General features: G+C 72.1%; 19 protein-coding genes. 9 read left to right on the forward strand and 10 right to left on the reverse strand.

Annotated features, from left to right (window positions below; translation table 11 throughout):
* Positions 1-40: 40 nt before the first annotated feature.
* From Q4V64_RS46700 to Q4V64_RS46710, 3 genes are read left to right on the forward strand one after another with little or no spacing between them, the layout of a single operon-like run.
* The gene (locus Q4V64_RS46700) at positions 41-1567 is read left to right on the forward strand and encodes a GMC oxidoreductase (protein ID WP_124437644.1); all 1527 of its coding nucleotides are present in this window, start codon (positions 41-43) and stop codon (positions 1565-1567) included.
* A gap of 13 nt (positions 1568-1580) precedes the next feature.
* A complete protein-coding gene (locus tag Q4V64_RS46705) occupies positions 1581-2192 on the forward strand; it encodes a nucleoside deaminase (RefSeq protein ID WP_124437643.1) in 612 nt (203 codons plus the stop codon).
* Positions 2189-3121, forward strand: coding sequence for a sugar phosphate isomerase/epimerase (locus tag Q4V64_RS46710; protein WP_124437642.1), 933 nt, complete (start codon positions 2189-2191; stop codon positions 3119-3121). Before Q4V64_RS46705 ends, Q4V64_RS46710 begins: the two co-directional genes overlap by 4 nt.
* On the opposite strand, the gene Q4V64_RS46715 is transcribed toward Q4V64_RS46710, so the two are convergent.
* On the reverse strand, positions 3110-4408 hold the full coding sequence (locus Q4V64_RS46715) for an MFS transporter (protein ID WP_124437724.1): 1299 nt from the start codon (positions 4406-4408) through the stop codon (positions 3110-3112). The genes Q4V64_RS46710 and Q4V64_RS46715 overlap by 12 nt on opposite strands.
* A gap of 158 nt (positions 4409-4566) precedes the next feature.
* Here Q4V64_RS46715 and Q4V64_RS46720 point away from each other — a divergent pair, with 158 nt between their 5' ends.
* Complete coding sequence (locus Q4V64_RS46720; protein ID WP_124437641.1) at positions 4567-6618, forward strand: phospholipase C, phosphocholine-specific; 2052 nt, start codon at positions 4567-4569, stop codon at positions 6616-6618.
* 64 nt (positions 6619-6682) lie between these two features.
* A complete protein-coding gene (locus tag Q4V64_RS46725) occupies positions 6683-7522 on the forward strand; it encodes a phospholipid scramblase-related protein (RefSeq protein ID WP_124437640.1) in 840 nt (279 codons plus the stop codon).
* Positions 7523-7558: 36 nt separating this feature from the next.
* Here the strand turns inward: Q4V64_RS46725 and Q4V64_RS46730 are convergent, their stop codons facing one another.
* Both Q4V64_RS46730 and Q4V64_RS46735 read right to left on the reverse strand, forming a co-directional pair.
* Positions 7559-8545, reverse strand: a complete 987-nt coding sequence (locus tag Q4V64_RS46730; RefSeq protein WP_124437639.1) for a hypothetical protein — start codon at positions 8543-8545, stop codon at positions 7559-7561.
* Positions 8542-9348 carry a phosphatase PAP2 family protein gene (locus tag Q4V64_RS46735; protein ID WP_124437638.1) on the reverse strand — a complete coding sequence of 269 codons (807 nt, stop codon included), beginning with the start codon at positions 9346-9348 and terminating at the stop codon, positions 8542-8544. The genes Q4V64_RS46730 and Q4V64_RS46735 overlap by 4 nt, the downstream gene beginning before the upstream one ends.
* A gap of 266 nt (positions 9349-9614) precedes the next feature.
* Here Q4V64_RS46735 and Q4V64_RS46740 point away from each other — a divergent pair, with 266 nt between their 5' ends.
* Entirely contained in the window at positions 9615-10229 is a 615-nt protein-coding gene (locus Q4V64_RS46740; protein ID WP_124437637.1) for a TetR/AcrR family transcriptional regulator, read from the forward strand.
* Between the two features lie 163 nt (positions 10230-10392).
* Here the strand turns inward: Q4V64_RS46740 and Q4V64_RS46745 are convergent, their stop codons facing one another.
* Complete coding sequence (locus tag Q4V64_RS46745) at positions 10393-11358, reverse strand: DUF2510 domain-containing protein (protein ID WP_124437636.1); 966 nt, start codon at positions 11356-11358, stop codon at positions 10393-10395.
* Positions 11359-11620: 262 nt separating this feature from the next.
* Here Q4V64_RS46745 and Q4V64_RS46750 point away from each other — a divergent pair, with 262 nt between their 5' ends.
* Positions 11621-14305 carry an AAA family ATPase gene (locus Q4V64_RS46750; RefSeq protein WP_124437635.1) on the forward strand — a complete coding sequence of 895 codons (2685 nt, stop codon included), beginning with the start codon at positions 11621-11623 and terminating at the stop codon, positions 14303-14305.
* Between the two features lie 52 nt (positions 14306-14357).
* Here the strand turns inward: Q4V64_RS46750 and Q4V64_RS46755 are convergent, their stop codons facing one another.
* The 5 genes from Q4V64_RS46755 to pcaH all read right to left on the reverse strand — a co-directional run bounded on the left by Q4V64_RS46755 (position 14358) and on the right by pcaH (position 19041).
* Positions 14358-15149 (reverse strand): SDR family NAD(P)-dependent oxidoreductase, encoded by a 792-nt coding sequence (locus tag Q4V64_RS46755; protein ID WP_124437634.1) that lies wholly within the window; start codon positions 15147-15149, stop codon positions 14358-14360.
* Positions 15150-15213: 64 nt separating this feature from the next.
* Positions 15214-16332, reverse strand: a complete 1119-nt coding sequence (gene pcaD / locus Q4V64_RS46765) for a 3-oxoadipate enol-lactonase (RefSeq protein WP_124437633.1) — start codon at positions 16330-16332, stop codon at positions 15214-15216.
* Positions 16329-17660: a 3-carboxy-cis,cis-muconate cycloisomerase gene (gene pcaB, locus Q4V64_RS46770; protein WP_124437632.1), complete on the reverse strand. Its 1332-nt coding sequence runs from the start codon at positions 17658-17660 to the stop codon at positions 16329-16331. The genes pcaD and pcaB overlap by 4 nt, the downstream gene beginning before the upstream one ends.
* Positions 17657-18262, reverse strand: a complete 606-nt coding sequence (gene pcaG, locus Q4V64_RS46775; RefSeq protein ID WP_124437631.1) for a protocatechuate 3,4-dioxygenase subunit alpha — start codon at positions 18260-18262, stop codon at positions 17657-17659. Before pcaG ends, pcaB begins: the two co-directional genes overlap by 4 nt.
* 5 nt (positions 18263-18267) lie before the next feature.
* Entirely contained in the window at positions 18268-19041 is a 774-nt protein-coding gene (gene pcaH / locus Q4V64_RS46780) for a protocatechuate 3,4-dioxygenase subunit beta (RefSeq protein ID WP_124437630.1), read from the reverse strand.
* 210 nt (positions 19042-19251) lie between these two features.
* On the opposite strand from pcaH, the gene Q4V64_RS46785 reads away from it, so the two are divergent.
* The gene (locus Q4V64_RS46785; protein WP_124437629.1) at positions 19252-19716 is read left to right on the forward strand and encodes a MarR family transcriptional regulator; all 465 of its coding nucleotides are present in this window, start codon (positions 19252-19254) and stop codon (positions 19714-19716) included.
* A 30-nt stretch (positions 19717-19746) separates the two neighbouring features.
* On the opposite strand, the gene Q4V64_RS46790 is transcribed toward Q4V64_RS46785, so the two are convergent.
* On the reverse strand, positions 19747-20733 hold the full coding sequence (locus tag Q4V64_RS46790; RefSeq protein WP_124437628.1) for a DUF3048 domain-containing protein: 987 nt from the start codon (positions 20731-20733) through the stop codon (positions 19747-19749).
* Between the two features lie 200 nt (positions 20734-20933).
* Here Q4V64_RS46790 and Q4V64_RS46795 point away from each other — a divergent pair, with 200 nt between their 5' ends.
* Positions 20934-22124, forward strand: a complete 1191-nt coding sequence (locus tag Q4V64_RS46795; RefSeq protein WP_124437627.1) for a zinc-dependent alcohol dehydrogenase — start codon at positions 20934-20936, stop codon at positions 22122-22124.
* Positions 22125-22140: the final 16 nt, after the last annotated feature.

Below are 22140 nucleotides of genomic sequence, written 5' to 3' on the forward strand. Positions count from 1 at the left end.
CCTCACCACGCCCCCCGGGGCACACACATGGAGTCTCACCTTGACCGACACCCCCCGCACCGACGTCCTCATCGTGGGCAGCGGCATCATGGGATCCGTCGTGGCCCGACAGCTGCGCGCCGGCGATCCGGCGCTGCGCATCACCATGGTGGACGGCGGCAGCGCGATCGGCGAGGCTCCCGGTCTGCACCTGCACGACCTCGACGACCCGGACCTGTGGGCGCGCTACAACGAACAGGTCGCCACCGGCATCCAGGGCATGTACACCGGCGCCGAGGTGGTCCGCGAGGTCGCGGGCAGCCTCACCGACCTGCCGCCCGGCATGTTCCACGCCCTGGCCTTCGGGGAGGACGCCGAGGCGATGCCCGCGACGGCGCTGGCGTGGAACGCGGGCGGCATGGGCGTCCACTGGACCGCCGCGACACCCTGGCCCGCCGGGGACGAGGTGTTCGACTTCGGGGACCCGGCCGGCTGGGAGGCGGACCTCGACACCGCGCGCCGCCTGCTCGCCGTCACACCCGCCGCGATCGGCCCGACCGAGGTCGGGAGTCTGGTCCTCGACGTCCTGCGCCGACGCTTCGACGGCGCAGGGCCGCACGACCGGCGGCCGCAGCCGATGCCCATGGCCGTCACCCCGACTGCCTCGGGCCCCATGCCCCGCACAGCTCCCGGGACGATCTTCCCCGCCCTCGCGACCGGCGGCGACCCGGCGTTCACCCTGGCGACGGGCACGCTCGCGACCTCGCTCCTCGTCTCCGGCGACCGCGTCACCGGCGCCCGGCTGCGCCGCGTCGCCGACGGCGCCGAGTCCGAACTCCACGCCGACACCGTGGTGGTGTGCGCCGACGCACTGCGCACCCCGCAGCTGCTGTTCGCCTCGGGCATACGACCCCCCGCGCTGGGCCGCCACCTCAACGAGCACGCGTTCATCACCGCCCGGGTCCTGCTCGACCTCGACCGGTTCGGCATCGACCTCGACACCCTGCCCCTGCAACGCCCCGGCGAGTTCAGCACGGACTCGCTCTGGCTGCCGCAGAACGGGGCGGCCCAGCCGTTCCACGGCCAGATCATGAACCGCACGTACGTCGACGAAGGCGGCCGCCCCCTCGCCCACTCCGTGGGCCTGTCGCTGTACGCCCCCGTCGAGTCCCGCCCCGAGAACCGGCTCGTGTTCTCCGAGACCGAGACCGACCTCGCCGGGATGCCCCGGATCACCGTCGAGTTCGGCCACTCCGACGCCGACCGCGCGCTGATCGACCGGGCCCTCGCCGAAGTCCGGTCGATGGCCGAGGAGTTCGGCCCGTTCGACCCCGCGACCGAGAGCGCCCTGCTCCCGCCCGGTTCCTCACTGCACCAGACCGGCACCGTCCGCTCCGGCACCGCCGACGACGGCACCAGCGTGTGCGACCCGGACGGCAGGGTGTGGGGCTACGACAACCTGTACCTCGCCGGCAACGGCGTGATCCCCACCGCGATGGCCGCCAACGTCACCCTGACCGGCGCGGTGACCGCCATCCGGGCCGCCCGGGCCGTCGCCGTACGCAACACCGCGCTCGCCGCCCACTGACAGGAAGTCCATCGTGATCGACATCGTCAAGCAGTACCACGTGGCCCTGCCGGCCTGGATCGACGACGAACTGGCCGACGTGCCCGCCGTCCTCCCCGGCCGCGACGACCGCATGCGCCTGGTGCACCGCCTCGCCGACCGCAACTGGCGCGAGGGCGACGGCGGCCCGTTCGCGGCCCTCGTCGCCGAGCGGGACACCGGCCGGATCGTCTCGGTCGGTGTGAACGTCGTCCTCGCCTCCGGCGTCTCCAGCGCCCACGCCGAGGTCGTCGCGCTCGGCCTCGCCCAGACGGCGACCGGCGGCTGGGACCTCGGCGGCGACGGGCTGCCCGCGCACGAACTCGTAGTGAACTGGCGCCCCTGCATCCAGTGCTACGGCGCCACCATGTGGTCCGGCGTGCGCGGACTCGTGGTCGCCGGCGAGGGCCCGGAACTGGAGGAGATCACCACGTTCGACGAGGGCCCGCTCGGCGCGGACTGGGCCGAGCAGTTCGAGGCCCGGGGGATCGACGTCGTACGGGACGTGCTGCGGGAAGAGGCGCTCACCGTGTTCCGCGACTACCGCGAGGCCGTCGACACCGCCGACGGCATCGTCGTCTACAACGCCCGCGGAGGTGCCGCATGACGCCGCGTTTCGCGACCGACATCGTCACCTTCTACCACCCGGACTTCTGGGGACTCCACTCCGCGGACGCCGTGCGGGACTGGGCCTCGGCGCACCCGGAGTCCTTCTGGGCCCGGGTCATGGACGCACTGGCCGATGCCGGTGTCACCGGCCTCGAGCTGACCTTCGCCCCCGGCGACATCGACTCCGCCCTGCGCGCCTTCGGCAGCGCACCCGCGTTCCGCCGGGAACTCGCGGCCCGGGGCCTGTCCGTCGTGAGCGCCTTCATCGCCGGCGGCGACGCCCCCGACTGGCGGCAAGGCGAGAACCTGCCCGCGATCGTCGCCGACGCCGAACGCCGCGCCGCCTTCCTCGCCGACGTCGGGGCGGAACTCCTCGTCGCCTCACTGCCCATGCGGACCACCTACGGAACCCGGCCGCCCTTCTTCGTCGACGCCGCGTACATGACCCGCATGGCCGACATCGCCCACGTGGTCGGCGAGGCCGTCGCCCGGCACGGGGTGAAGCTCGCCTTCCACACCGAGTCCAACAGCACTCTGTGGTACGAGCGGGACATCGACCTGTTCATGGCCCTGACCGACCCGCGCTACGTGTGGCTGTGCCCCGACTCCTGCCACATCGCCCTCGGCGGAGGCGACCCCGTCGCCGTCGCGCGCCGCCACACCCCGCGCATCGCCCTCGCGCACTGGAAGGACGCGGTCAAGCCCATCGACGTGGAACTCACCATCGACGAGACGGTCTTCGCCCAGCAGCAGCCCTACATGACCGAACTGGGCACGGGCATCGTGGACTGGCGAGGCTGGGCCGACGCGATGTCCCGCACGCCCGGCGCCGCCACCGTACTCATCGAACTGGACGAGGCGGCCGACCCCGTGGCCGCACTCCGGGCGGGAAAGGCCGTGGCGCGGGAGTGGACCTCAGCGCCGTAGCTCCGTATGGGCGGTCTCCGGCAGTCGCAGGTACACGAGCGACGACAGCAGGCAGAGGACGGCGACGTACCAGGGGAAGAGCCCGGTGTGCCCCAACTCCTTGAAGAGCGTGCCCACATACGGTGCCGTCCCACCGAACAACGCCACCGTCAGCGAGTAGGGAAACCCGATACCGGCCGCCCGCACCCGGGGCGGGAACACCTCGGCGTTGACCGCCGCGCTGATCGAGGTGAATCCGGTCAGCAGCACCATGCCCGCGCACTGCACGAGCAGCAGCACCGCGAACGAGTCGTTCAGGGCGTGCAGCAGCGGCACGCTGAGCAGGGCGAAGCCCAGGCCGAAGAAGAGCAGCAGGGGACGGCGGCCGAAGCGGTCGGACAGGAGTCCGCCGAGCGGCTGGAGCAGGCCGAAGAAGGCCAGCGAGAGCGTGCCCGCGAGCAGGGCGTCCGACTTGTCGATGTTCGTGTTGAGTTCGGCGTACGTCGGCAGGTACGACGTCCAGGTGTAGTACGCGATCGTGCCGCCCGCCGTGATGCCGCAGATCAGGAGGGATTCGCGCGGGTGGCGGCGCAGGGCCTCCAACAGGCCGGGGCGCGGCGCCTGTCGCTGCTCCTCGCTCCGTGTCTCCTGTGCTCCCTGCCGGATCCAGAACCCGACCAGGCTGAGTACTGCTCCGAGGACGAAGGGGATCCGCCACCCCCAGCCGTTCATCTGCCCGTCGCTGAGCGTGTCCACGAGCAGCGTGGCGATGCCGGACGCGACCAGCTGCCCGGCGGTCGTCGACACGTACTGGAAGCTGGAGAACAGCCCGCGCCGGCCCGGCCCCGCCGACTCCACCAGGAAGGTCGTGGAGGCCGCGAACTCGCCGCCCACCGACAGACCTTGCAGCAGCCGGGCCGCGACGAGGACGACCGGGGCGAGGACGCCGACCGCCGCGTACGTCGGTGTCAGCCCGACCAGCAGGCTGCTGCCGCCCATCAACAGGATGGTGACCGTCAGCGCGGACCGCCGGCCGTGCCGGTCCGCGATCGCGCCCATGAGCAGCCCGCCCACCGGCCGCATGAAGAAGCCCACCGCGAACACCGCGAACGTCGACAGCAGCGGCACCAGCGAGTTGTCCGCGCTCTTGGGGAAGACCTCGGCGGCGATGTAGGTGGCCAGAAACGTGTAGGCGTACCAGTCGTACCACTCCACGGCATTGCCCACGGAGGCGGCGAGGAGCTGTCGTACGGGCCGTTTCGTCGGGGTGGACGGTGACGTGTGCGTCTCTGTCATGATCGCGACCATCCCCCGTTCCGAGGTCGGCACACCTCCCGTACCGACGACTTTCACACCAGCGCCATCGGACCCTTCCCTGACGTTTGGTGCTCCTGGAACACTCCTTTCGCGCGCATACCGTCACGATCCGGCCGGTCACCACCCTCAAGGGAAGAGGTCCCCCGCTCATGCCCGAAGTCAACCGGCGCAGATTCCTCCAGATCGCGGGCGCCACCACGGCGTTCTCCGCTCTGTCCGCCAGCATCGAGCGCGCCGCCGCACTCCCTGCCAACCACCGCACGGGTTCCATCGAGGACGTCGAGCACATCGTCGTCCTGATGCAGGAGAACCGTTCCTTCGACCACTACTTCGGCAAACTGAGGGGCGTTCGCGGCTTCGGTGACCCGCATCCGGTCACGCTCGCGAGCGGCAAGTCGGTGTGGCACCAGTCGGACGGCACCAAGGACCTGCTGCCCTTCCACCCGACCGCCGACGACCTCGGCATGCAGTTCCTCGAAGGCCTGCCGCACAGCTGGCCCGACGGCCAGCAGGCCTACAACGAGGGCAAGTACGACCAGTGGGTGCCCGCGAAGGGCACCACGACCATGGCGTACCTCACCCGTGAGGACATTCCCTTCCACTACGCGCTCGCCGACAAGTTCACGATCTGCGACGCGTACCACTGCTCCTTCATCGGCTCCACCGACCCCAACCGCTACTACATGTGGAGCGGTTACACGGGCAACGACGGCACCGGCGGCGGCCCCGTCCTCGGCAACGACGAGCTCGGCTACGGCTGGACGACCTACCCCGAGCGTCTGGAGCAGGCCGGGATCTCCTGGAAGATCTACCAGGACATCGGCGACGGCCTCGACGCGAAGGGTTCCTGGGGCTGGATCGAGGACGCCTACCGCGGCAACTACGGCGACAACTCGCTGCTCTACTTCGACAAGTACCGTGACGCCGAGCCCGGCGACCCGCTCTACGACAAGGCCCGCACCGGCACCGACGTCAAGAACGGCGACGGCTACTTCGACCGGCTCAGGGCGGACGTCCAGGCCGGCAAGCTGCCGCAGATCTCCTGGATCGCCTCCCCGGAGGCCTTCTCCGAGCACTCCAACTGGCCCTCGAACTACGGCGCCTGGTACATCTCCCAGGTCCTGGACGCGCTGACCTCGAACCCGGAGGTGTGGGCGAAGACGGCGCTGTTCATCACGTACGACGAGAACGACGGCTTCTTCGACCACCTGGTGCCGCCGCTCCCGCCGGAGTCCGACGCGCGGGGCAAGTCCACGGTCGATGTCGGCCCGGACCTCTTCGAGGGCGACAAGACCCATGTCGCCGGCTTCTACGGGCTCGGCCCGCGGGTGCCGATGCTCGTCGTCTCGCCCTGGAGCAAGGGCGGTTTCGTCTGCTCCGAGACGCTCGACCACACCTCGATCCTCCGTTTCATGGAGCGCCGCTTCGGCGTGCGCGAGTCGAACATCTCGCCCTGGCGGCGAGCCATCTGCGGCGACCTGACCTCGGCCTTCGACTTCTCCCGCAAGGACACCCGGCCGGTCGCGCTGCCCGGCACCGACGGCTACGAGCCCCCGGACCGCGAGCGCCACCCCGACTACAAGCCGACCCCGCCCGCCCAGGGAGCCCTGCCCCGGCAGGAGCGCGGCCTGCGCCTCGCCCGCCCGCTCAAGTACGCGCCGTCCGTGGACGGTTCGGTGGACGCGGCGGCCGGGAAGCTCACGCTCACCTTCGCCTCCGGCGCCAAGGCGGGTGCCGCCTTCCTGGTGACGTCCGGCAGCCGCACCGACGGCCCCTGGACGTACACGACCGAGGCCGGCAAGAGCATCTCGGACACGTGGAACTCCGCGTACTCGAACGGCTCGTACGACCTGACCGTGCACGGCCCGAACGGCTTCCTGCGCGTCTTCAAGGGCCCGAACAAGACCGCCGGACCAGAGGCCACCGCCCGCCACACCGGCGACGACATCGAGCTGACCCTCACCAACAAGGGCTCCCGCACGGTGCGGTTGAAGGTCACCGACGGATACGGCGACCCGGCCAGGACCTTCACCGTGCGCGCCGGCGCCACCGTGAAGCACACCGTCGACCTCACGGCGAGCAAGCGCTGGTACGACCTGACGGTCACCTCCGACGCCGACCCGGCCTACCTGCGGCGCTTCGCCGGGCACGTGGAGAACGGGCGTCCGGGGGTGAGCGACCCGGCGGTCATGACGGAGTAAAGCCTCACGCGGGGCGCCTCGCCCGGCTGGCCAGAAACCGACGGTGCCGGGGTAGTGTGCGTCGGTGACCACGCAATCGAACACACCCGCAGGCTGGTACCCGGATCCGCACGGAGCGGCTCAGACGCTCCGCTACTGGGACGGCGCGCAGTGGACCGAGCACACCAACCCGGCCCAGCAGGCTGATCCGGCCCAACAGGCCCAGGCCGCGCCGCGGATACCCCAGCAGCCGGCCGGACCGGATCCGCGCGTGCAGCGGCAGGTGCAGCAGCAGGCCGGGGTCGCCGGGGGCGGCCCCGGCGGCGGCAGCCTGTTCACCGAGCCGGTGCTGGTGGTGAACCAGAAGGCCAAGCTGATCGAGCTGACCAACGAGTACACGGTCATGGATCAGAACGGCAACCAGCTCGGCTCGGTCGTCCAGGTCGGGCAGAGCGCGCTGAAGAAGGCCCTGCGCTTCGTGGCCAGCATCGACCAGTTCATGACGCACAAGCTGGAGATCCGCGACGCCTACGGACAGCCGGTGCTGGTGCTGACCCGGCCCGCGAAGTTCCTCAAGTCCCGGGTGATCGTGCAGCGCCCGGACGGCTCGCCGGTGGGCGAGATCGTCCAGCAGAACATGATCGGCAAGATCAACTTCGCGATGAACGTGAACGGCCAGCAGGTCGGCGCGATCAAGGCGGAGAACTGGCGGGCCTGGAACTTCGCGATCGTCGACCACGCCGAGAACGAGGTCGCCCGGATCACCAAGACCTGGGAAGGCCTCGCCAAGACGATGTTCACGACCGCCGACAACTATGTCCTGCAGATCCACTACCAGCTGACCGAGCCGCTGCTGAGCCTCGTCGTGGCCACGGCCCTGACCGTCGACACCGCGCTCAAGCAGGACTCGCGCGGGCTGGGCTGAACCCGCTGGTCCTCAAAGTGGCGTGACCCGCTGTCCTCACAGGGGCGTGAGGTGTCCCGGCGCAGTCTGCCGGGGCACCGACGCCGGTTCGTGTCCCGACGCGGCCTGCCGGGACACCAACGCCGGTTCGGCCGTCGCCGATCCCGGCTCCAGCGCCAGTACGGCGGCCACGGGGTGGTCGTCGACGTCGTCCACCTCGTCGACGTGGGGTGCCGTGCGGCTCAGCAGGACGACGCCCCAGGCCGCGAGCCCCGCTCCCGCCAGGGCCAGCAGCACGCCGACCGCTCCGCCCTGGAGCCGCTCGCCCAGCAGGGCCAGCCCGATCACCGCGGCGGCCATCGGGTTCGCCAGGGTCACCACGGCGAGCGGGGCGCCGAGGCCGCCGCGGTAGGCCGTCTGCGACAGCAGCAGCCCGCCCGTCGCGAAGGCCGCGACGAGCAGCGCCACCCCGATCACCTGCACGCTGAGCAGCGGGCCCGTGCGGTCCGTCGCGGCCACCGTCACGGTCTGGGTGAGCGCCGAGGCGACACCGGAGGCGAAGCCGGACGCGGAGGCGTGCCTCAGCCCCGGCCGGGCGCCCGGCCGCGCCAGCACGCCGATCAGCGTGGCCGTGACCGCCGCCACCGTCAGCGCCTCGGACGTACTCAGCACGTCCTCGGGCGCGGGCCCGGACGCCGTGACGAGGATCGCGGCCAGACCGACCAGCGTGAACGCGGTGCCCCGCCACTCCACCGCGCTGACCCGCCGCCCCGCGACCCGCGCCCCGAGGGGCACCGCGGCGCCCAGCGTGAGCGCGCCCAGCGGCTGGACCACGGTCAGCGGGCCGTACTTGAGGGCGACGACGTGCAGCAGCGCGGCCGACGCGTTGAGCACGACCGACCACCACCAGGCGCCCGAGCCCAGCAGCCGCCCCAGCCCCGAGCCGGGGTTGCGGGAGGCCAGGCGTTCCTGGGCGACGGCCGCGGCCGCGTAGGCGACGGCGGAGAAGAGGGACAGGACGACGGCGAGGAGGGTTGCGTTCATCGGCCTGCTCCGACCAGGACGTTTTCTTCAGCCGGTGTGGCCGGTACGAACTTCTCCCGCACCTGTCCCGCCGTGGTCGCCGTCCGGTGCGGCAGGTGGATCACCGCGAGCGCGAGGCCGAGCAGGGCGCCGGCCGCGATCGCGTCGAGCCAGAAGTGGTTCGCCGTTCCGACGATCACCAGCAGGGTCAGCAGCGGATGCAGCAGCCACAGCCAGCGCGCGCGGGACCGGGTGGCGACGATCAGGCCGATCGCCAGCATCAGCGCCCAGCCGAAGTGCAGCGAGGGCATGGCGGCGAACTGGTTCGACAACTGGTCCGTCTGCGGCGGGCCGTACACGGACGGGCCGTACACCCGCGCGGTGTCCACCAGGCCGGTCGCGGCGAGCATCCGCGGCGGGGCGAGCGGGAACAGCAGGTGCAGCACCAAAGCGGCGGCGGTGAGCGCGGCGAGCACCCGGCGGGCCCACACGTAGTGCGCCGGGCGCCGCAGGTAGAGCCAGATCAGGAAGGCCGCGGTCGCCGGGAAGTGGACGGTCGCGTAGTAGGTGTTCGCGACGTGCGCCAGCGTGTCGCCGTGCAGCAGCAGGGATTGCACCGAGCCTTCGCCGGGCAGGTCGACGGCCCGTTCCAGGTCCCACACGCGGTGCCCGTTGCGGAGGGCCTCGGCGGTGTGGCCCGTCGCCAGCTGCCGGCCGAACTTGTAGACGAGGAAGAGCCCTGCGACGAGCAGGAGTTCACGGACGAGCGGCGGCCGGGCCGTGGCGCCCGGCGTCGCTGCGGCAGGCTCGGTGCGGGCATTCATCCCCCGGCCCCTTCGGTGACGGTGGTGCGTGTGGTGGTGTCGGCCGAGGTTCTGACTCGCCGAGCACGTCGGGCTCATCGGAACGCCGACGGCCGACTTTCATCGATACGAAGGCGTTCCGATACGCCACTGTACCGAAACGGATTTGTTTCGGTACAGTGGCGTATCGATAGACGTACGACACACTGGAATGTCGGCACACTGGGAATAAAGACGGGCCTTCGGGTGCGGGACACGAGTGAGGACGAGTGGGGAGAAGAGAGCCGATGACGTCGCAGGCCGCGGACGGACCGGAGACGGTCGCCGGATCCCGCCGCTCCAAGATCACGCCGGAGCGTGAGCAGGAGTTCCTCGACGCCGTGCTCGAACAAGTCCGCGAATGCGGATACGAGGCCGTCACCATGGAGGGGGTCGCCGCCAGCACGCGGTGCAGCAAGTCCACCCTCTACCGGCAGTGGAAGACCAAGCCGCAGTTCGTGGTGGCCGCCCTGCGCTCCCGCCGGCGGTCGCGCCTCGTCGGTATCGACACCGGATCCCTCGCCGGGGATCTGCGGGAGGCCGCGCGGGCCGTGGGCCGGTGGTCGACGACGGACACCAAGCTGCTGCAGGCCCTCGGCCATGCCCTGACCCAGGACGAGGACCTCGCGCGGGCGCTGCGCGAGACGCTCGTCGACCCGGAGATCGCCGCGCTGCGGGAGATCCTGCGGCGCGGGGTCGAGCGCGGTGAGGTCGCCGCCGACCACCCGGCGCTGGAGTACGTCCCGGCGCAGATGTTCGGCGTCGTACGCGCCCGGCCCGTCGTGGACGGGGAGTACGCCGACCCGGACTACCTGGTCTGCTTCGTGGAGGCCGCGGTGCTGCCGTCGCTCGGCCTGACCTGAGACTCAGGTCGCCGTCCACGGGATGACCGGACGGCGATCTGCTCGCGCCGCACCGTGGGGACGGGGGCGGCGCGCACCCCCCGGCCGGGTGGGGTTCCTCTTGAGCGAAGAGGCGCCCCACCCGGCCGACCAGTGTGCTGTCCCGGGGCGGAGGGGGCGGACGTCAGACGCCCTGTCCGTTGCCGCCGCCGGTCGACACCTTGATGCCCTTGGTGATGTCGTCGAGGACGGACTGTGTCTCCGCGACGTCGACGCCGAGGCGGACCACGACCATCTGCTGGGGGTTCGCGGGGGAGGGGAAGGCGAGTGACTGGACGTAGCCGTCGGATCCCTTGCTCGTGACCGCCTTCCAGCGGACCATGTACCCCTTCTGTCCGGCCACGGTCACCGCCTTGGACGCCAGTACGTCGTGGGACGTGATCCCGCCGTAGCTCTTGCCGCCGTAGGACTCCTCGGCGTTGGCCGCGATGTCGGCCTTCGCCACCTCCTGGGCCGTGCTGCCCTCGGTGCGGTGCACCAGGGCGGGGGCCGAGTACGCGCCGCCCTTCGTGCACGTCTTGGAGGTGTCGCCGGGGCAGTCGTAGGAGTCGTTCGACGACACCTGCGCGCCGACCGACATCTGCTGGCCGTACCAGCCGTCCGGGATGGGGAGGCTGATCCCGTCGACCACGTCGGTCACCGAGCCGCTCTCGATCTTCGGCGGCTCGGACTGGTTCGGCGACGGCGACTGGCCGCCCGGGCCCCCGGGGCCGCCGTCGAAGGGGCCGCCCTGTCCGTCCGGACTCTGCTGGGAGTTGGCGGTGCTGTCGCTCCCGCCGTCGTCGCCGGAGAGCGCGTACACACCCACGCCGATGCACGCGAGCACCACGACCGCCACGCCCACGGCGATGCCCGTGCGCAGACCGCGCCGCGAGCCGGCCGGCGGCTGCACGGGGTACCCCGGATAGCCGGGATGCGGCGGGTGCACCCCGCCGGCCGGCGACTGCGCCGGCGGACCCCATGCGGCGGCCGGTACCGCGGGGCGGGTCTGGTCCGTCCATGCCTTGCCGTCCCACCAGCGCTCGGTGGGAGGAGCGTCACTTGTCTGGCCCGGATCGGGATACCACCCGGGAGGAGTCACCTGCGTCATGGCCCCACCGTATGAGGCCTCGCTGAAAGTCGGATGAGAGAGACGCGGATCGGCTCATTCCGTGCGTGCGGACCGTACGAGTTCGGCTCATTCCCGTACGAGCCGCCCGCGCACCGCGTCGGCCACCGTCCGGACGCGTCGCCCTCCCGTACCGCACGTCACCCGCCATGGCAACAGGTACTCGGACCGGCCTCCGCATCGGCAGCCGGACGGCTACGCTCAAGGTCTGTACGTCATTCGGGCGACTTGGGGAGGTAGCGGGATGACGGAGGCACGGCCCACGGCGGCCGCCTCGGCCTCGCTGTGGGAGCGCGACGAGGAAGTCGCCGCCGTCGCACGGGCGGTCGACACCCTGTGCGCGGACGATTCCTCCACCGGCGGCCTGCTGATGATCCGCGGCGAGGCGGGCTTCGGCAAGACCGCCCTGCTGGCCGAGACCCGCCGCATCGCCGAACAGCGCGGCTGCATGGTGTGGTCGGCCCGCGGCGGCCAGACCCTCAGGTCCGTCCCCTTCAACGTCGTACGACAACTGCTGCAACCCGCCCTCCTGTCGCTGCTGCCCGAGGAAGCCCGCGAGTACCTCGGCGACTGGTACGACATCGCCGGCCCCGCCCTCGGTATCGCCGAACCCGGTGAGCGGCAGGCCGACCCGCAGGGCGTCACCGACGGTCTGGTGGCCGCCGTACGCCGGCTGGCCCGGCGCGACTGGCCCCTCGTGCTGCTCATCGACGACGCCCACTGGGCCGACCAGGAGACCCTGCGCTGGCTCGCCGCGCTCGCCGAACGCCTCGACGAAATGTCCGTGCTGGTCGTGGTGGCCCGCCGACCCGGCGAGGTGTCCGGCGAGAGCGCCCGGCTCCTCGACGCGGTCGCCGCCGCCGCGGGCAACCCCGCCACCACCCTCAGCGCCCTGACCCCGGACGGGACCGCCGGGCTCACCCGCGCCACCCTGGGCGAGCACGCCGACGCCCCGTTCTGCCGCGAGGTGTGGGCCGTCACCGCCGGCAACCCGTACGAGACCGTCGAGCTCCTCGCCAAGGTGCGGGACAGCGAACTGGACCCGAGCGAGAGCGCGGCCGGCGAACTGCGCGCCCTGAACCGCTCGGCCCGCGGCGGCGGCCTCGTCGCCCGCCTGGAGGAACTCGGCGTCGACGCCACCCGGTTCGCCTGGGCGGCCGCGATCCTCGGCGCCGGCATCTCCGTGGACCTGGTGGCCAAGCTCGCCACCCTGAAGCGCGAGGACGCCGTGCGCTGCGCCGAACTGCTGCGCAGCGCCCGCATCCTTACCGCACCCGACCCCGCGAACACCCGGTCGGACGGCAGTGACCTGGAATTCGTGCACCCGCTGATCGCCACCGCCGTCTACGACTCCATCCCGCCCGCGCTGTGCACCGCGATGCACGGCATCGCCGCCCAGGTCGTCACCGACTCCGGGCTCGGCGCCGCGGCCGCCTCCCGCCACCTCCTCCAGGTCCACCCGGACGACGACGAGGAACTCGTGGAGCAACTGCGCGAGGCCGCCCGCGAACACCTCGCCGTCGGCGCCCCCGACGCGGCCCGCCGCTGCCTCGAACGCGCCCTGCGGGAACCCCCGGCGCCCGAGGTCCACGCGCGCGTGCTCTACGAACTCGGCTGCGCCACCCTGCTGACCGCGCCCGCCACGACCATCGACCACCTGCGGACCGCGCTCGCCACGCCGGGCCTCGACGGCGCCGAACGCGTCGAGGCCGTCATACGCCTCTCCCAGGCTCTCCTGCACAACGACCAACTGGAGGAGGCCGTCCGCACCGTCGAGGCGGAGGCCGCCCGGCACGAGGCCGGTCCCACCCGCATGCGGCTGCAGGCCGTGCAGTACATGTGGGAGGGCGTCCACGCGGGCGAGGCGACCTCCCCGGGACGCTCTCAGCGGCTCGCCGAACTCGCCCGCACCTGCACCGGCCGGGACAACTCCGAGCGTGCCCTGCTCATCCTGCGCGGCTTCGACGCCATGACCCACGGCGAGAACGCCGAGGAGGTCGTCGAGCTGTGCGACCGCGCCCTCGTCAACGGCCGGCTCGCACCCGGACTCGGCTGGACCGACAGCGAGTGGGGAGTCGAACTCCTCATGATGCTGGCCGCCTCCTACGCCTACACCGACCGCCTCGACCGCGCGGAAAGCCTCTACACCGAGGCCCTGCGCGCCTACGAGAGTGCCGGCTGGAGCGGCGGCCACCTCGCCCTGGCCCACGCCTACCTCGGTCTCGGCCACCGCAGGCGCGGCCGGCTGAGGGAGGCGGAGACGTCCCTGCGCGAGTCGCTGCGCCTGGCCGAGCGCGTCGGCCGCGGCCTGCCCCTGTACTGGTCGGCGACCTGCAACCTCGTCGACACGCTGCTCGCCCGCGGTCACCTCGACGAGGCCTGGGCGATCGCCGAACAGTACGGCTTCGCCCCGCCGTACCCCTCCACCATAGTGCTGCCGGACCCGCGCTCCGTGCGCGGCCGCCTCCTGCTCGCCGTCGGCCGCACCAAGGACGGCATCAACGAACTGGAGGCCGCCGAGAAGGCCGCCGCCGTCCGCGGCCACCACAACCCGGTGCTGGTCCCCTGGGCCGTCGACCTCGCCCGCGCCCTCGCCACTCAGGACCCGGGACGCGCCGCCCGGCTCGCCACCGACGTCCGCCGGCACGCCGAACGCTTCGGCACCGACACGGCCATCGGCGAGGCCCTGCGCTGCGCCGCGGCCTTGGAGACCGGGCAGCGCGCGGTGCGGCTGGCCGCCCAGGCGGTCACCTACCTGGAGGCATCGCCCTGCCAGTACGAACACGCGGCGGCCCGCGTCGAGTACGGCATCCTCTCCCGCTCGGTGACCGAACTGAACCGGGGCCTGGCGCTCGCACGGTCCTGCGGGGCGGACGGGCTGGCGGCGCAGGCGGTGGCGGTCCTGGAGTCGGGGCGCGGGCTGGGATAGGGCGGATCCGGGCTTGGCGTGCTTCGCGTGCTTCGCGGGTCTTCGGCAGGTCTCAGATCCCCAGCAGCTGGTCCGTCACCGCCGCCAGCCGCTTTCGGACCTCGGGATCGTACGTGCCCTCGTGCGCCCGCGCCGGACGCGTGCCGTCGAAGTAGCGGCCGCTGCCCAGGTCCTCGGTGGCCAGCGCCAGCACGCCCGGAGCGCCGTCGGCGACCGTGCTCCAGGGGCTGACCCCGCCCTCCCGGACCATCCCCGTGTCCATGAAGGTCGCCGGGTGCAGCACGTTCACCGAGACGCCGGTGCCCTCCAGCTCCTCGGCGAGGGCGAACGTATGGGCCGCGAGGGCGAACTTGCTGCGGCGGTACGCGTCGACGCCGCTGTAGCCGCGGGTGAACTCGGGGTCGTCGAAATCGAAGGGCTCCTGGCCGGCCGAGCCGACGTTGACGATCCGCGCGGGCGTGTTGGCGCGCAGCACGGGCAGCAGGGTGCGGGTCAGGGCGACCGGCGCCAAGTAGTTGACCGCCAGCCGCAGTTCGTGTCCGTCGGCGCTCAGCTCGCGTCCGGAGCCGGGCGTACCGAAGCCCACCCCCGCGTTGTTGATCAGTACGTCGAGCTCGGGACGCTCTTCCGCGACCCGCGCCCCCAGCTCCCGCACCTCGGTCAGTGAGGCCAGGTCGGCGACGAAGCCGTGCGCATCGCCCTCGGTGCGCAGCTCCTCGACGAGCCGCTCGGTGCGGCCCCGGTCGCGCCCGTGCGCGAGGACGACATGACCGGAGCGGACGAGTTCGAAGGCGATGTACCGGCCGAGACCTGAGGTGGCACCGGTGATCAGAAGGGTCGACATGCCTCCACCGTAGGCACGTGGTGAAGCCATGTGCGAGATGCTGTCGAAGCTACGACCAGCAGGGTCACCCTTCTTCTTCGGCCAGCACCCGCTGGGCCGCCGCGAACGCCGAGTTCGCCGCCGGCACCCCGCAGTACACGGCCGTCTGGAGCAGCACCGCACCGATCTCCTCGGGCGTGAGCCCGTTGCGCCGGGCGGCCCGCACATGGATGGCCAGCTCGTCGTAGTGGCCGTGCGCGACCAGCGCCGTCAGGGTGATCATGCTGCGCTCGCGGCGGGTGAGCGTCGGGTCGGTCCAGATCTCGCCCCACGCATAGCGCGAGATGAAGTCCTGGAAGCGCGCGGTGAAGGGCGTCTGCCGGGCCTGCGCCCGGTCCACGTGCGCGTCGCCCAGCACCTCGCGCCGCACCTCCATGCCGCGCGGGGCAGGTCCGCCGAGGTGCGCCCGCAGCGCGGTGAGGACGGCCTCGGGACACTGCGCGGGCGCCAGGTGCGAGGCGCCCGGCAGCTCGACGAGCGCCGCGCCCGGCACCGCGTCCGCGATCTCCCGCAGATGAGCCGGCGGGGTCGCCGGGTCCTCGCGGCCGGCGATCAGCAGCGTGGGCAGGGAGATCTCGTCCAGCCGGTCCCGCAGGTCGAAGGCGGCCAGCGCGTCACAGCAGGCGGCGTACGCCTCGGGGTCGGCCTCCCGGTGGTCCCGGACCAGTTCGGGCACGGTGAAACCGGGCGTGAACCAGCGGGCGTCGGCATTCTCCACCAGCCAGTCCAAGCCGTCGCGTCGCACGCGCTCGGCCCGCTCCTGCCACGGCTTCGAGCCGTTGAAGTGGGCCGAGGAGCAGATCACCGCCAGCGACGACACCCGCTCCGGATGGTGCACGGCCAGATGCAGGCCCACCGCACCGCCCAGCGACACCCCGGCGTACGCGAACCGCTCCAGGCCGAGCGAGTCGGCGAGCGCCAGCACCAGATCCGCCAGATCGCCGACGGTGGCGCCGGGGCGGACGAGATCGGCGGCGGAGCCGCCGTGTCCGGGAAGGTCCCAGCGGATCACCCGGTGTCCGATGGACAGCTCGGGTGCGATCTTGTCCCACAGGGCGTACGACGTGCCCAGCGAGGGCCCGAGTATCAGCGGGGGAGAGGTGGTGGGCCCCTCGGCGCGGTGGTTGAGGAGGTTCTCGGTCAACGTCGCTCCAGAGCACGGTCGGTGAGGGTTCCGGCGGAGCCGGTGTAACGGGCGGGGTCGGTGAGCTCGTCGAGGTCGATGTCTTTCAACTCCGGCTCCTCGCCGAGGAGTTCGCGCAGGCTCCGCCCCTCGCCGTACGTCCGCCGGGCGAGGCCGGTGAGCAGTGCCTTGGCGCGGGCCCGCCCCAGCACGGGGGCGAGCTCGGCGGACAGCCGCTCGGAGACGACCAATCCGTGGGTGAGAGCGAGGTGTTCGCGCATGGTGTCCGCGTGGACCAGCAGCCCCTCGGTCAGCTCGACGGCGTCCCGGGCGGCACCGCCGACCAGCCGGAGCAGGTCCCGCAGCGGCTCCCACTCGGCGTGCCAGGCCCCGGCCGGCCGCTCGTCCTCGGCCGCCAGCGAGCCGTACAACGTGGCCGCGAGCTGCGGGGCGCGCCGGGCGGCGGCCGCGATGAGTGTGGACCGTACTGGGTTGGCCTTGTGCGGCATGGCCGAGGAACCGCCGCCGCTGCCTTCCGCCACCTCGGCGATCTCGGTGCGGGACAGCGTGAGCACGTCCGCGGCGATCTTGCCGAGCGCCCCGGCGGTGAGGGCCAGGCACCCGGCGAGGTCGGCGATGGGGGTGCGGAGCGTGTGCCAGGGCAACAGTGGTTCCCGGAGCCCGAGTTCACGCGCGTACGCGGCCGGGAGTGCGGTCGCGTCCTCGGCGCCGTACGCGGAGAAGGCGGCCAACGTCCCAGCCGCGCCGCCGAGTTGGGCGGGCAGGCCGTCCCGTACGGCTGTGGCGCGGTCCCGTGCGTCGAGCACCAGCGACCGCCAGCCGGCCGCCTTCAGCCCGAAGGTCGTCGGTACGGCGTGCTGGGTCAGCGTCCTGCCCGGCATCGCGGTGTCCCGGTGTTCGGCGGCCGTCCGGGCCAGCGCCCGCTCGGTGCGGCCGAGGTCGTCGAGGACCGGGTCCAGGGCGCGCTCCGCGACCAGCATCATCGCCGTGTCCATGATGTCCTGGCTGGTGGCACCCCGGTGGACGTACGGGCCGTACTCCTCGCCGACCGCCTGCGTCAGGTCCGCCACCAGCGGGATGACCGGGTTCCCGCCGGCGCGGGCGCGCTCGGCGAGGGAGCGCACGTCGTAGCGGTCCGCGCGGGCCGCCTCGGTCACCGCCCTCGCGGCCTCCTCCGGGGCGAGCCCCAGGGCGGCCTGGGCGCGGGTCAGCGCGGCCTCCGCGTCGAGCAGCGCCCGGAGGAAGGCGCTGTCGCTCGTCGCGAACGCGGCGGGGGAGCCTGCCCACCCGGGGGCGAGCAGGCCGGTGTCCGCATCGGCAGAAGTCACTGGAACTCCAGGAAGACCGTCTCGCCTTCGCCCTGAAGGCGGATGTCGAAACGGTACGTTCCGTTGGCCCCGTCCGCCGCGATCAGCGTGCCGCGTCGCTCCTCGTCCAGCTGGGACAGCAGCGGGTCCGCCGTGAGGGCGGCCTCGTCGCCGGGCAGGTAGATCCGGGTGAACAGGTGCACCAGCAGACCGCGCGCGAAGACGCAGACGCTGAGGTAGGGGGCGTTCCGCCCGCGAGCGCCGGGCCGCAGCGTCCGCGCGTACCAGTGCCCGTTGACATCCGTCTGGATGCGTCCCCAGCCGGTGAACTCCACGCCGTTGCGGCCGAGGAAGCCGCCGCTCGCCGGGTCGCGGCGCATCGAGCCGTCGACCGTCGGCAGGTTGCCGTCCGGGTCCGGCCCCCACAGCTCCACGAAGGCGTCCGGCAGCGGCTTGCCCTCGCCGTCGTACACGTATCCCTGGACGGTGATGGTGTCCGGGTGGCCGACGGGCGCGATGTCACCGCCGCCGGGGAAGGGCAGGGCGTACCCGTAGAAGGGGCCCACCGTGTGCGAGGGCGTGGGCAGCACGCTCTCCGGGCTGCTCGTGTCGATCTTCGTCATGGCGGTCAGCGACCTTCCTCGATCCAGGTGGCGTTCGGGCCGTCCAGCACGATGTCCCAGTGGTAGCCGAGCGAGAACTCGGGCACGGACAGGCTGTGGTCGTAGGTGGCGACCAGGCGTTGCCGGGCGGCGTCGTCCGTCACGGACTGCAGGATCGGGTCGTAGTCGAACAGCGGGTCGTTCGGGAAGTACATCTGTGTCACGAGCCGCTGCGTGAACGCCGTACCGAACAGCGAGAAGTGGATGTGGGCCGGCCGCCAGGCGTTGACGTGGTTGCGCCACGGGTACGGGCCCGGCTGGACCGTGGTGAAGCGGTAGAGGCCGTCGGTGTCCGTGATCGTGCGGCCGACGCCGGTGAAGTTCGGGTCCAGCGGGGCGTCGTGCTGCTCGCGCTGGTGGGCGTAGCGGCCGGCCGAGTTCGTCTGCCAGATCTCCACCAGCTGGCCGCGGACCGGCCGCCCGTCCCGGTCCAGCAGCCGGCCGGAGACGGTGATGCGCTCGCCGATCGGCTCGCCGTGGTGCTGCCGGGTGAGGTCGTTGTCGGTCTCGGTGATGTCCCGCTCCCCGAAGGCGGGCGAGGACAGCTCCACCAGCTCCGGGTCCTTGGTGACATCGATGGTGATCGGCGGCTGTTTCGGGTGGCGCAGCACCGAGGAGCGGTAAGGGGCGTAGCCGCGGCGCGGATGGTGCTCGACGGGCGCGCCGTCGGCGACGCGCTTCTCGTACGCGGCGTGCTCGGCCGCGATCTCGAGGTCGATGTCGCGTTGGGTGAGAGTCATAGGGGTTCCTGTGGGTCCTGATGGTCTCGGCGAGGAGTAGTTAGTCAGGGCACTGAGTATTAAGCGAAGTGTTCCTCACGCTGCCACTGGCGGACCGAGGCGTCAAGACCTCCGACAAAGCGGAGGTCAGTGCCATGTGTGACCCGCAGACAGGTCGGCCACCACCCGGTAATGTTCAGTACACCAACGAATACGACCTCGGGAGCGCGTATGGCCGCGGTGGACCTCTCCACCCACCCCGGGCACCTGGCCCGGCGGCTCCAGCAGGCGCACTACCTGCTGTGGAACACCATGGTCTCCGAGGAGATCACCTCGCCGCAGTTCGCGGTCCTCAACGCGCTCGTCGCCGAACCCGGACTCGACCAGCGCACGGTGGGGGAGCGGGTGGGGCTCGACCGGTCCACCATCGCCGAGGTGATCAGCCGACTCGGCCGGCGCGGACTGCTCGACAAGGTGCGCGACCCGCAGGACGGCCGCCGCTTCCTGCTGCGCCTCACCGACGAGGGGCTGCGCACCCACCGCAAGCTGACCGTGCGCACGGCCCGGATGAACCAGGTCTTCCTGGCCCCCCTCTCCGCCGAGGAGCAGACCGTCTTCTTCGACCTCATCCGGCGGGTCGCCGACGCGGCCGAGGAGCTCCGCAACCCGGTGGAACCCCTCGTCACGCGGCCCTGAACGCGGCCCTGAACGCGGCCCTGAGTCCGGTCAGGCCTTCACGAACACCACCCACACCTGACCCCGGGCGAAGTTCACGGGCGCACCGTCGTTCGTCGTGAACTCCGTACCGTCAGTCGCCTTCTCGCGCTCCCAGCGCACGTCGTACGCCCGGCCGCCACGCAGCACCTCGGCCGTCCCCGAGCCGACCGTCTCGGTGTACGGCGTGTTGTTGCCGAGGAAGTCGCGGAAGGCGGACTCGCGCACCTTCACGTGCTGCACGACCACCGTCGCGGGCGCCACCCGCTGCCCGTCGGTCGTCACGGTCGGCGTCCCGTCCTGCGAGACCAGCCAGCTGCCCTGGTCCGCGGACCAGGTGAAGGTGAAGCGCGCGGCCGGATAGCGCACGGTCCGCGAGGTCTCCCGCTGCCCGCCCTCGGGCGCGGCGCCGTAGCGGAAGCCGGTCGTCAGCGCGTCCTCGCCCGGAGCGGAGGACAGCAGCTTGTCCGGGCGCAGATAGAGGTTGTGCGGCGAGGCTCTGTCGGAGTCGCGGAAGAAGGCGTCGGCCACCTTGCCGGGCGTCTGCGCGTCCAGGGGTGCCTTGTTGATCAGGGGCAGCAGCTTGCTGTGCGCCCCGGAGAAGGCGAAGATCGGCTGCTCGAACTGGCGCAGCAGCTCCAGGTCGGACTCGCGGGCACTGCGCACCGGCCCGACGACCTCGGGCAGCTGGGTCGCGTACACCGCCATCAACCGGCTCAGCCCGCCTTCGACCTGCTCGGCGTAGACGACGTCCGCGGCGTTCAGGCCGGTCTGGGGCAGGGCCGCGCGCACGTTGTCGATCTTCACGGCGAGCACGGATCCGGCACGGCTCGTGGGGTCGGCGGGGCTCTGGTTCGGGGCGGGCGGGCTCGGCCGGCCGCGCCCGTCGTCGGCCGGGCCGCCCGATCCCGTGCAGCCCGCCGCCAGCGCGGCCGTCACCGAGGCGGCCAGCAGCGCCACCGTCGTAGTGGCGCGTCGCCCGCGCGCCTTGCGTCCCATGCCCACCGTGGCCACCTATCTCGTGTCATTGATTGTGCGCTTATCGGCCCGTTGGTGGCCATACCTGACCGGTTCTGATTGCGCGCGGTGAATGGACCGATCGGGCCAGGTGCGGCGGTTCGCACGCCGGGCGCCCGGGTACCCGGTGCCACCGCAGGACCGAACGGGACCTGCAGACGTGACGGAGGGAGCGCTCCGCGATGAAGGCAGTGACCTGGCAGGGCAAGCGGGACGTCCGGGTGGAGAACGTGCCCGATCCGAAGATCCAGGAGCCGACGGACGCCGTCATCCGCGTCACCTCCACCGGACTGTGCGGCTCCGACCTGCATCTGTACGAGGTGCTCACCGCGTTCATGACACCGGGTGACATCCTCGGCCACGAGCCGATGGGCGTCGTCGAGGAGGTCGGCGCCGGTGTGCCGGACCTCGCGGTGGGCGACCGGGTCGTGGTGCCGTTCCAGATCGCCTGCGGCGGCTGCTGGATGTGCCTGACCGGGCTGCCGACACAGTGCGAGACCACCCAGGTCACCAGCGAACACATGGGCGCCGCCCTGTTCGGCTACACCCGCCTGTACGGCGCCGTACCGGGCGCCCAGGCCGAGTACCTGCGCGTCCCGCAGGCGCAGTACGGCCCGATCAAGGTCCCCCAGGGCCCGCCCGACGACCGGTTCGTCTACCTCTCCGACGTCCTGCCCACCGCCTGGCAGGCGGTCGCCTACGCGGATGTCCCGCAGGGCGGCAGCGTCGCCGTGCTCGGCCTCGGGCCGATCGGGGACATGGCGTGCCGGGTCGCCCAGGTGCGCGGCGCCGGCCGGGTGTTCGGCGTGGACCTGGTGGGCGAACGGCTGCGCCGGGCACGGTCCCGGGGCGTCGAGACGTACGACCTCAGGAGCTTCGACAACGAGAAGGAGCTGATCGCGGCGATCCGCGACGAGACCGACGGGCGCGGCCCCGACGCGGTGATCGACGCGGTCGGCACCGAGGCCCACGGCAGCGCCGCCGCCCGGCTGGCCCAGCAGGCCTCGTCCCTGCTGCCCCGGAAGATCGGCGGCCCGCTCGCGGAACGCTTCAGCGTGGACCGGCTCGCCGCCCTCCACACCGCAATCGAACTGGTGCGCAGGGGCGGCACGCTCTCGCTCACCGGCGTCTACGGCGGCATGGCCGACCCCCTGCCGATGCTGACCATGTTCGACAAGCAGATCCAGATCCGGATGGGCCAGGCCAACGTGCGCCGCTGGACCGACGAGATCCTCCCCTACCTGACCGACGAGGACCCCCTCGGCGTCGACGACTTCGCCACCCACCGGCTGCCGCTCTCCGAGGCGCCGCACGCGTACGAGATGTTCCAGCGCAAGCGGGAGGGCGCGGTCAAGGTGCTGATGACGCCCTGAGTCAGGTCAAGGCGCT

The sequence above is a fragment of the Streptomyces sp. NL15-2K genome (assembly GCF_030551255.1).
Classification (GTDB): domain Bacteria; phylum Actinomycetota; class Actinomycetes; order Streptomycetales; family Streptomycetaceae; genus Streptomyces.

Coding starts and splice junctions, on each gene's coding strand:
- Q4V64_RS46715 (WP_124437724.1), bottom strand. CDS start 4,408: ATGGTCGCGATCATGACAGAGACGCACACGTCACCGTCCACCCCGACG.
- Q4V64_RS46730 (WP_124437639.1), bottom strand. CDS start 8,545: ATGAACGCAACCCTCCTCGCCGTCGTCCTGTCCCTCTTCTCCGCCGTC.
- Q4V64_RS46785 (WP_124437629.1), top strand. CDS start 19,252: ATGGCCGCGGTGGACCTCTCCACCCACCCCGGGCACCTGGCCCGGCGG.
- Q4V64_RS46720 (WP_124437641.1), top strand. CDS start 4,567: ATGCCCGAAGTCAACCGGCGCAGATTCCTCCAGATCGCGGGCGCCACC.
- Q4V64_RS46790 (WP_124437628.1), bottom strand. CDS start 20,733: ATGGGACGCAAGGCGCGCGGGCGACGCGCCACTACGACGGTGGCGCTG.
- Q4V64_RS46750 (WP_124437635.1), top strand. CDS start 11,621: ATGACGGAGGCACGGCCCACGGCGGCCGCCTCGGCCTCGCTGTGGGAG.
- Q4V64_RS46795 (WP_124437627.1), top strand. CDS start 20,934: ATGAAGGCAGTGACCTGGCAGGGCAAGCGGGACGTCCGGGTGGAGAAC.
- Q4V64_RS46735 (WP_124437638.1), bottom strand. CDS start 9,348: ATGAATGCCCGCACCGAGCCTGCCGCAGCGACGCCGGGCGCCACGGCC.
- pcaH (WP_124437630.1), bottom strand. CDS start 19,041: ATGACTCTCACCCAACGCGACATCGACCTCGAGATCGCGGCCGAGCAC.
- Q4V64_RS46745 (WP_124437636.1), bottom strand. CDS start 11,358: ATGACGCAGGTGACTCCTCCCGGGTGGTATCCCGATCCGGGCCAGACA.
- pcaG (WP_124437631.1), bottom strand. CDS start 18,262: ATGACGAAGATCGACACGAGCAGCCCGGAGAGCGTGCTGCCCACGCCC.
- Q4V64_RS46710 (WP_124437642.1), top strand. CDS start 2,189: ATGACGCCGCGTTTCGCGACCGACATCGTCACCTTCTACCACCCGGAC.
- Q4V64_RS46755 (WP_124437634.1), bottom strand. CDS start 15,149: ATGTCGACCCTTCTGATCACCGGTGCCACCTCAGGTCTCGGCCGGTAC.
- Q4V64_RS46740 (WP_124437637.1), top strand. CDS start 9,615: ATGACGTCGCAGGCCGCGGACGGACCGGAGACGGTCGCCGGATCCCGC.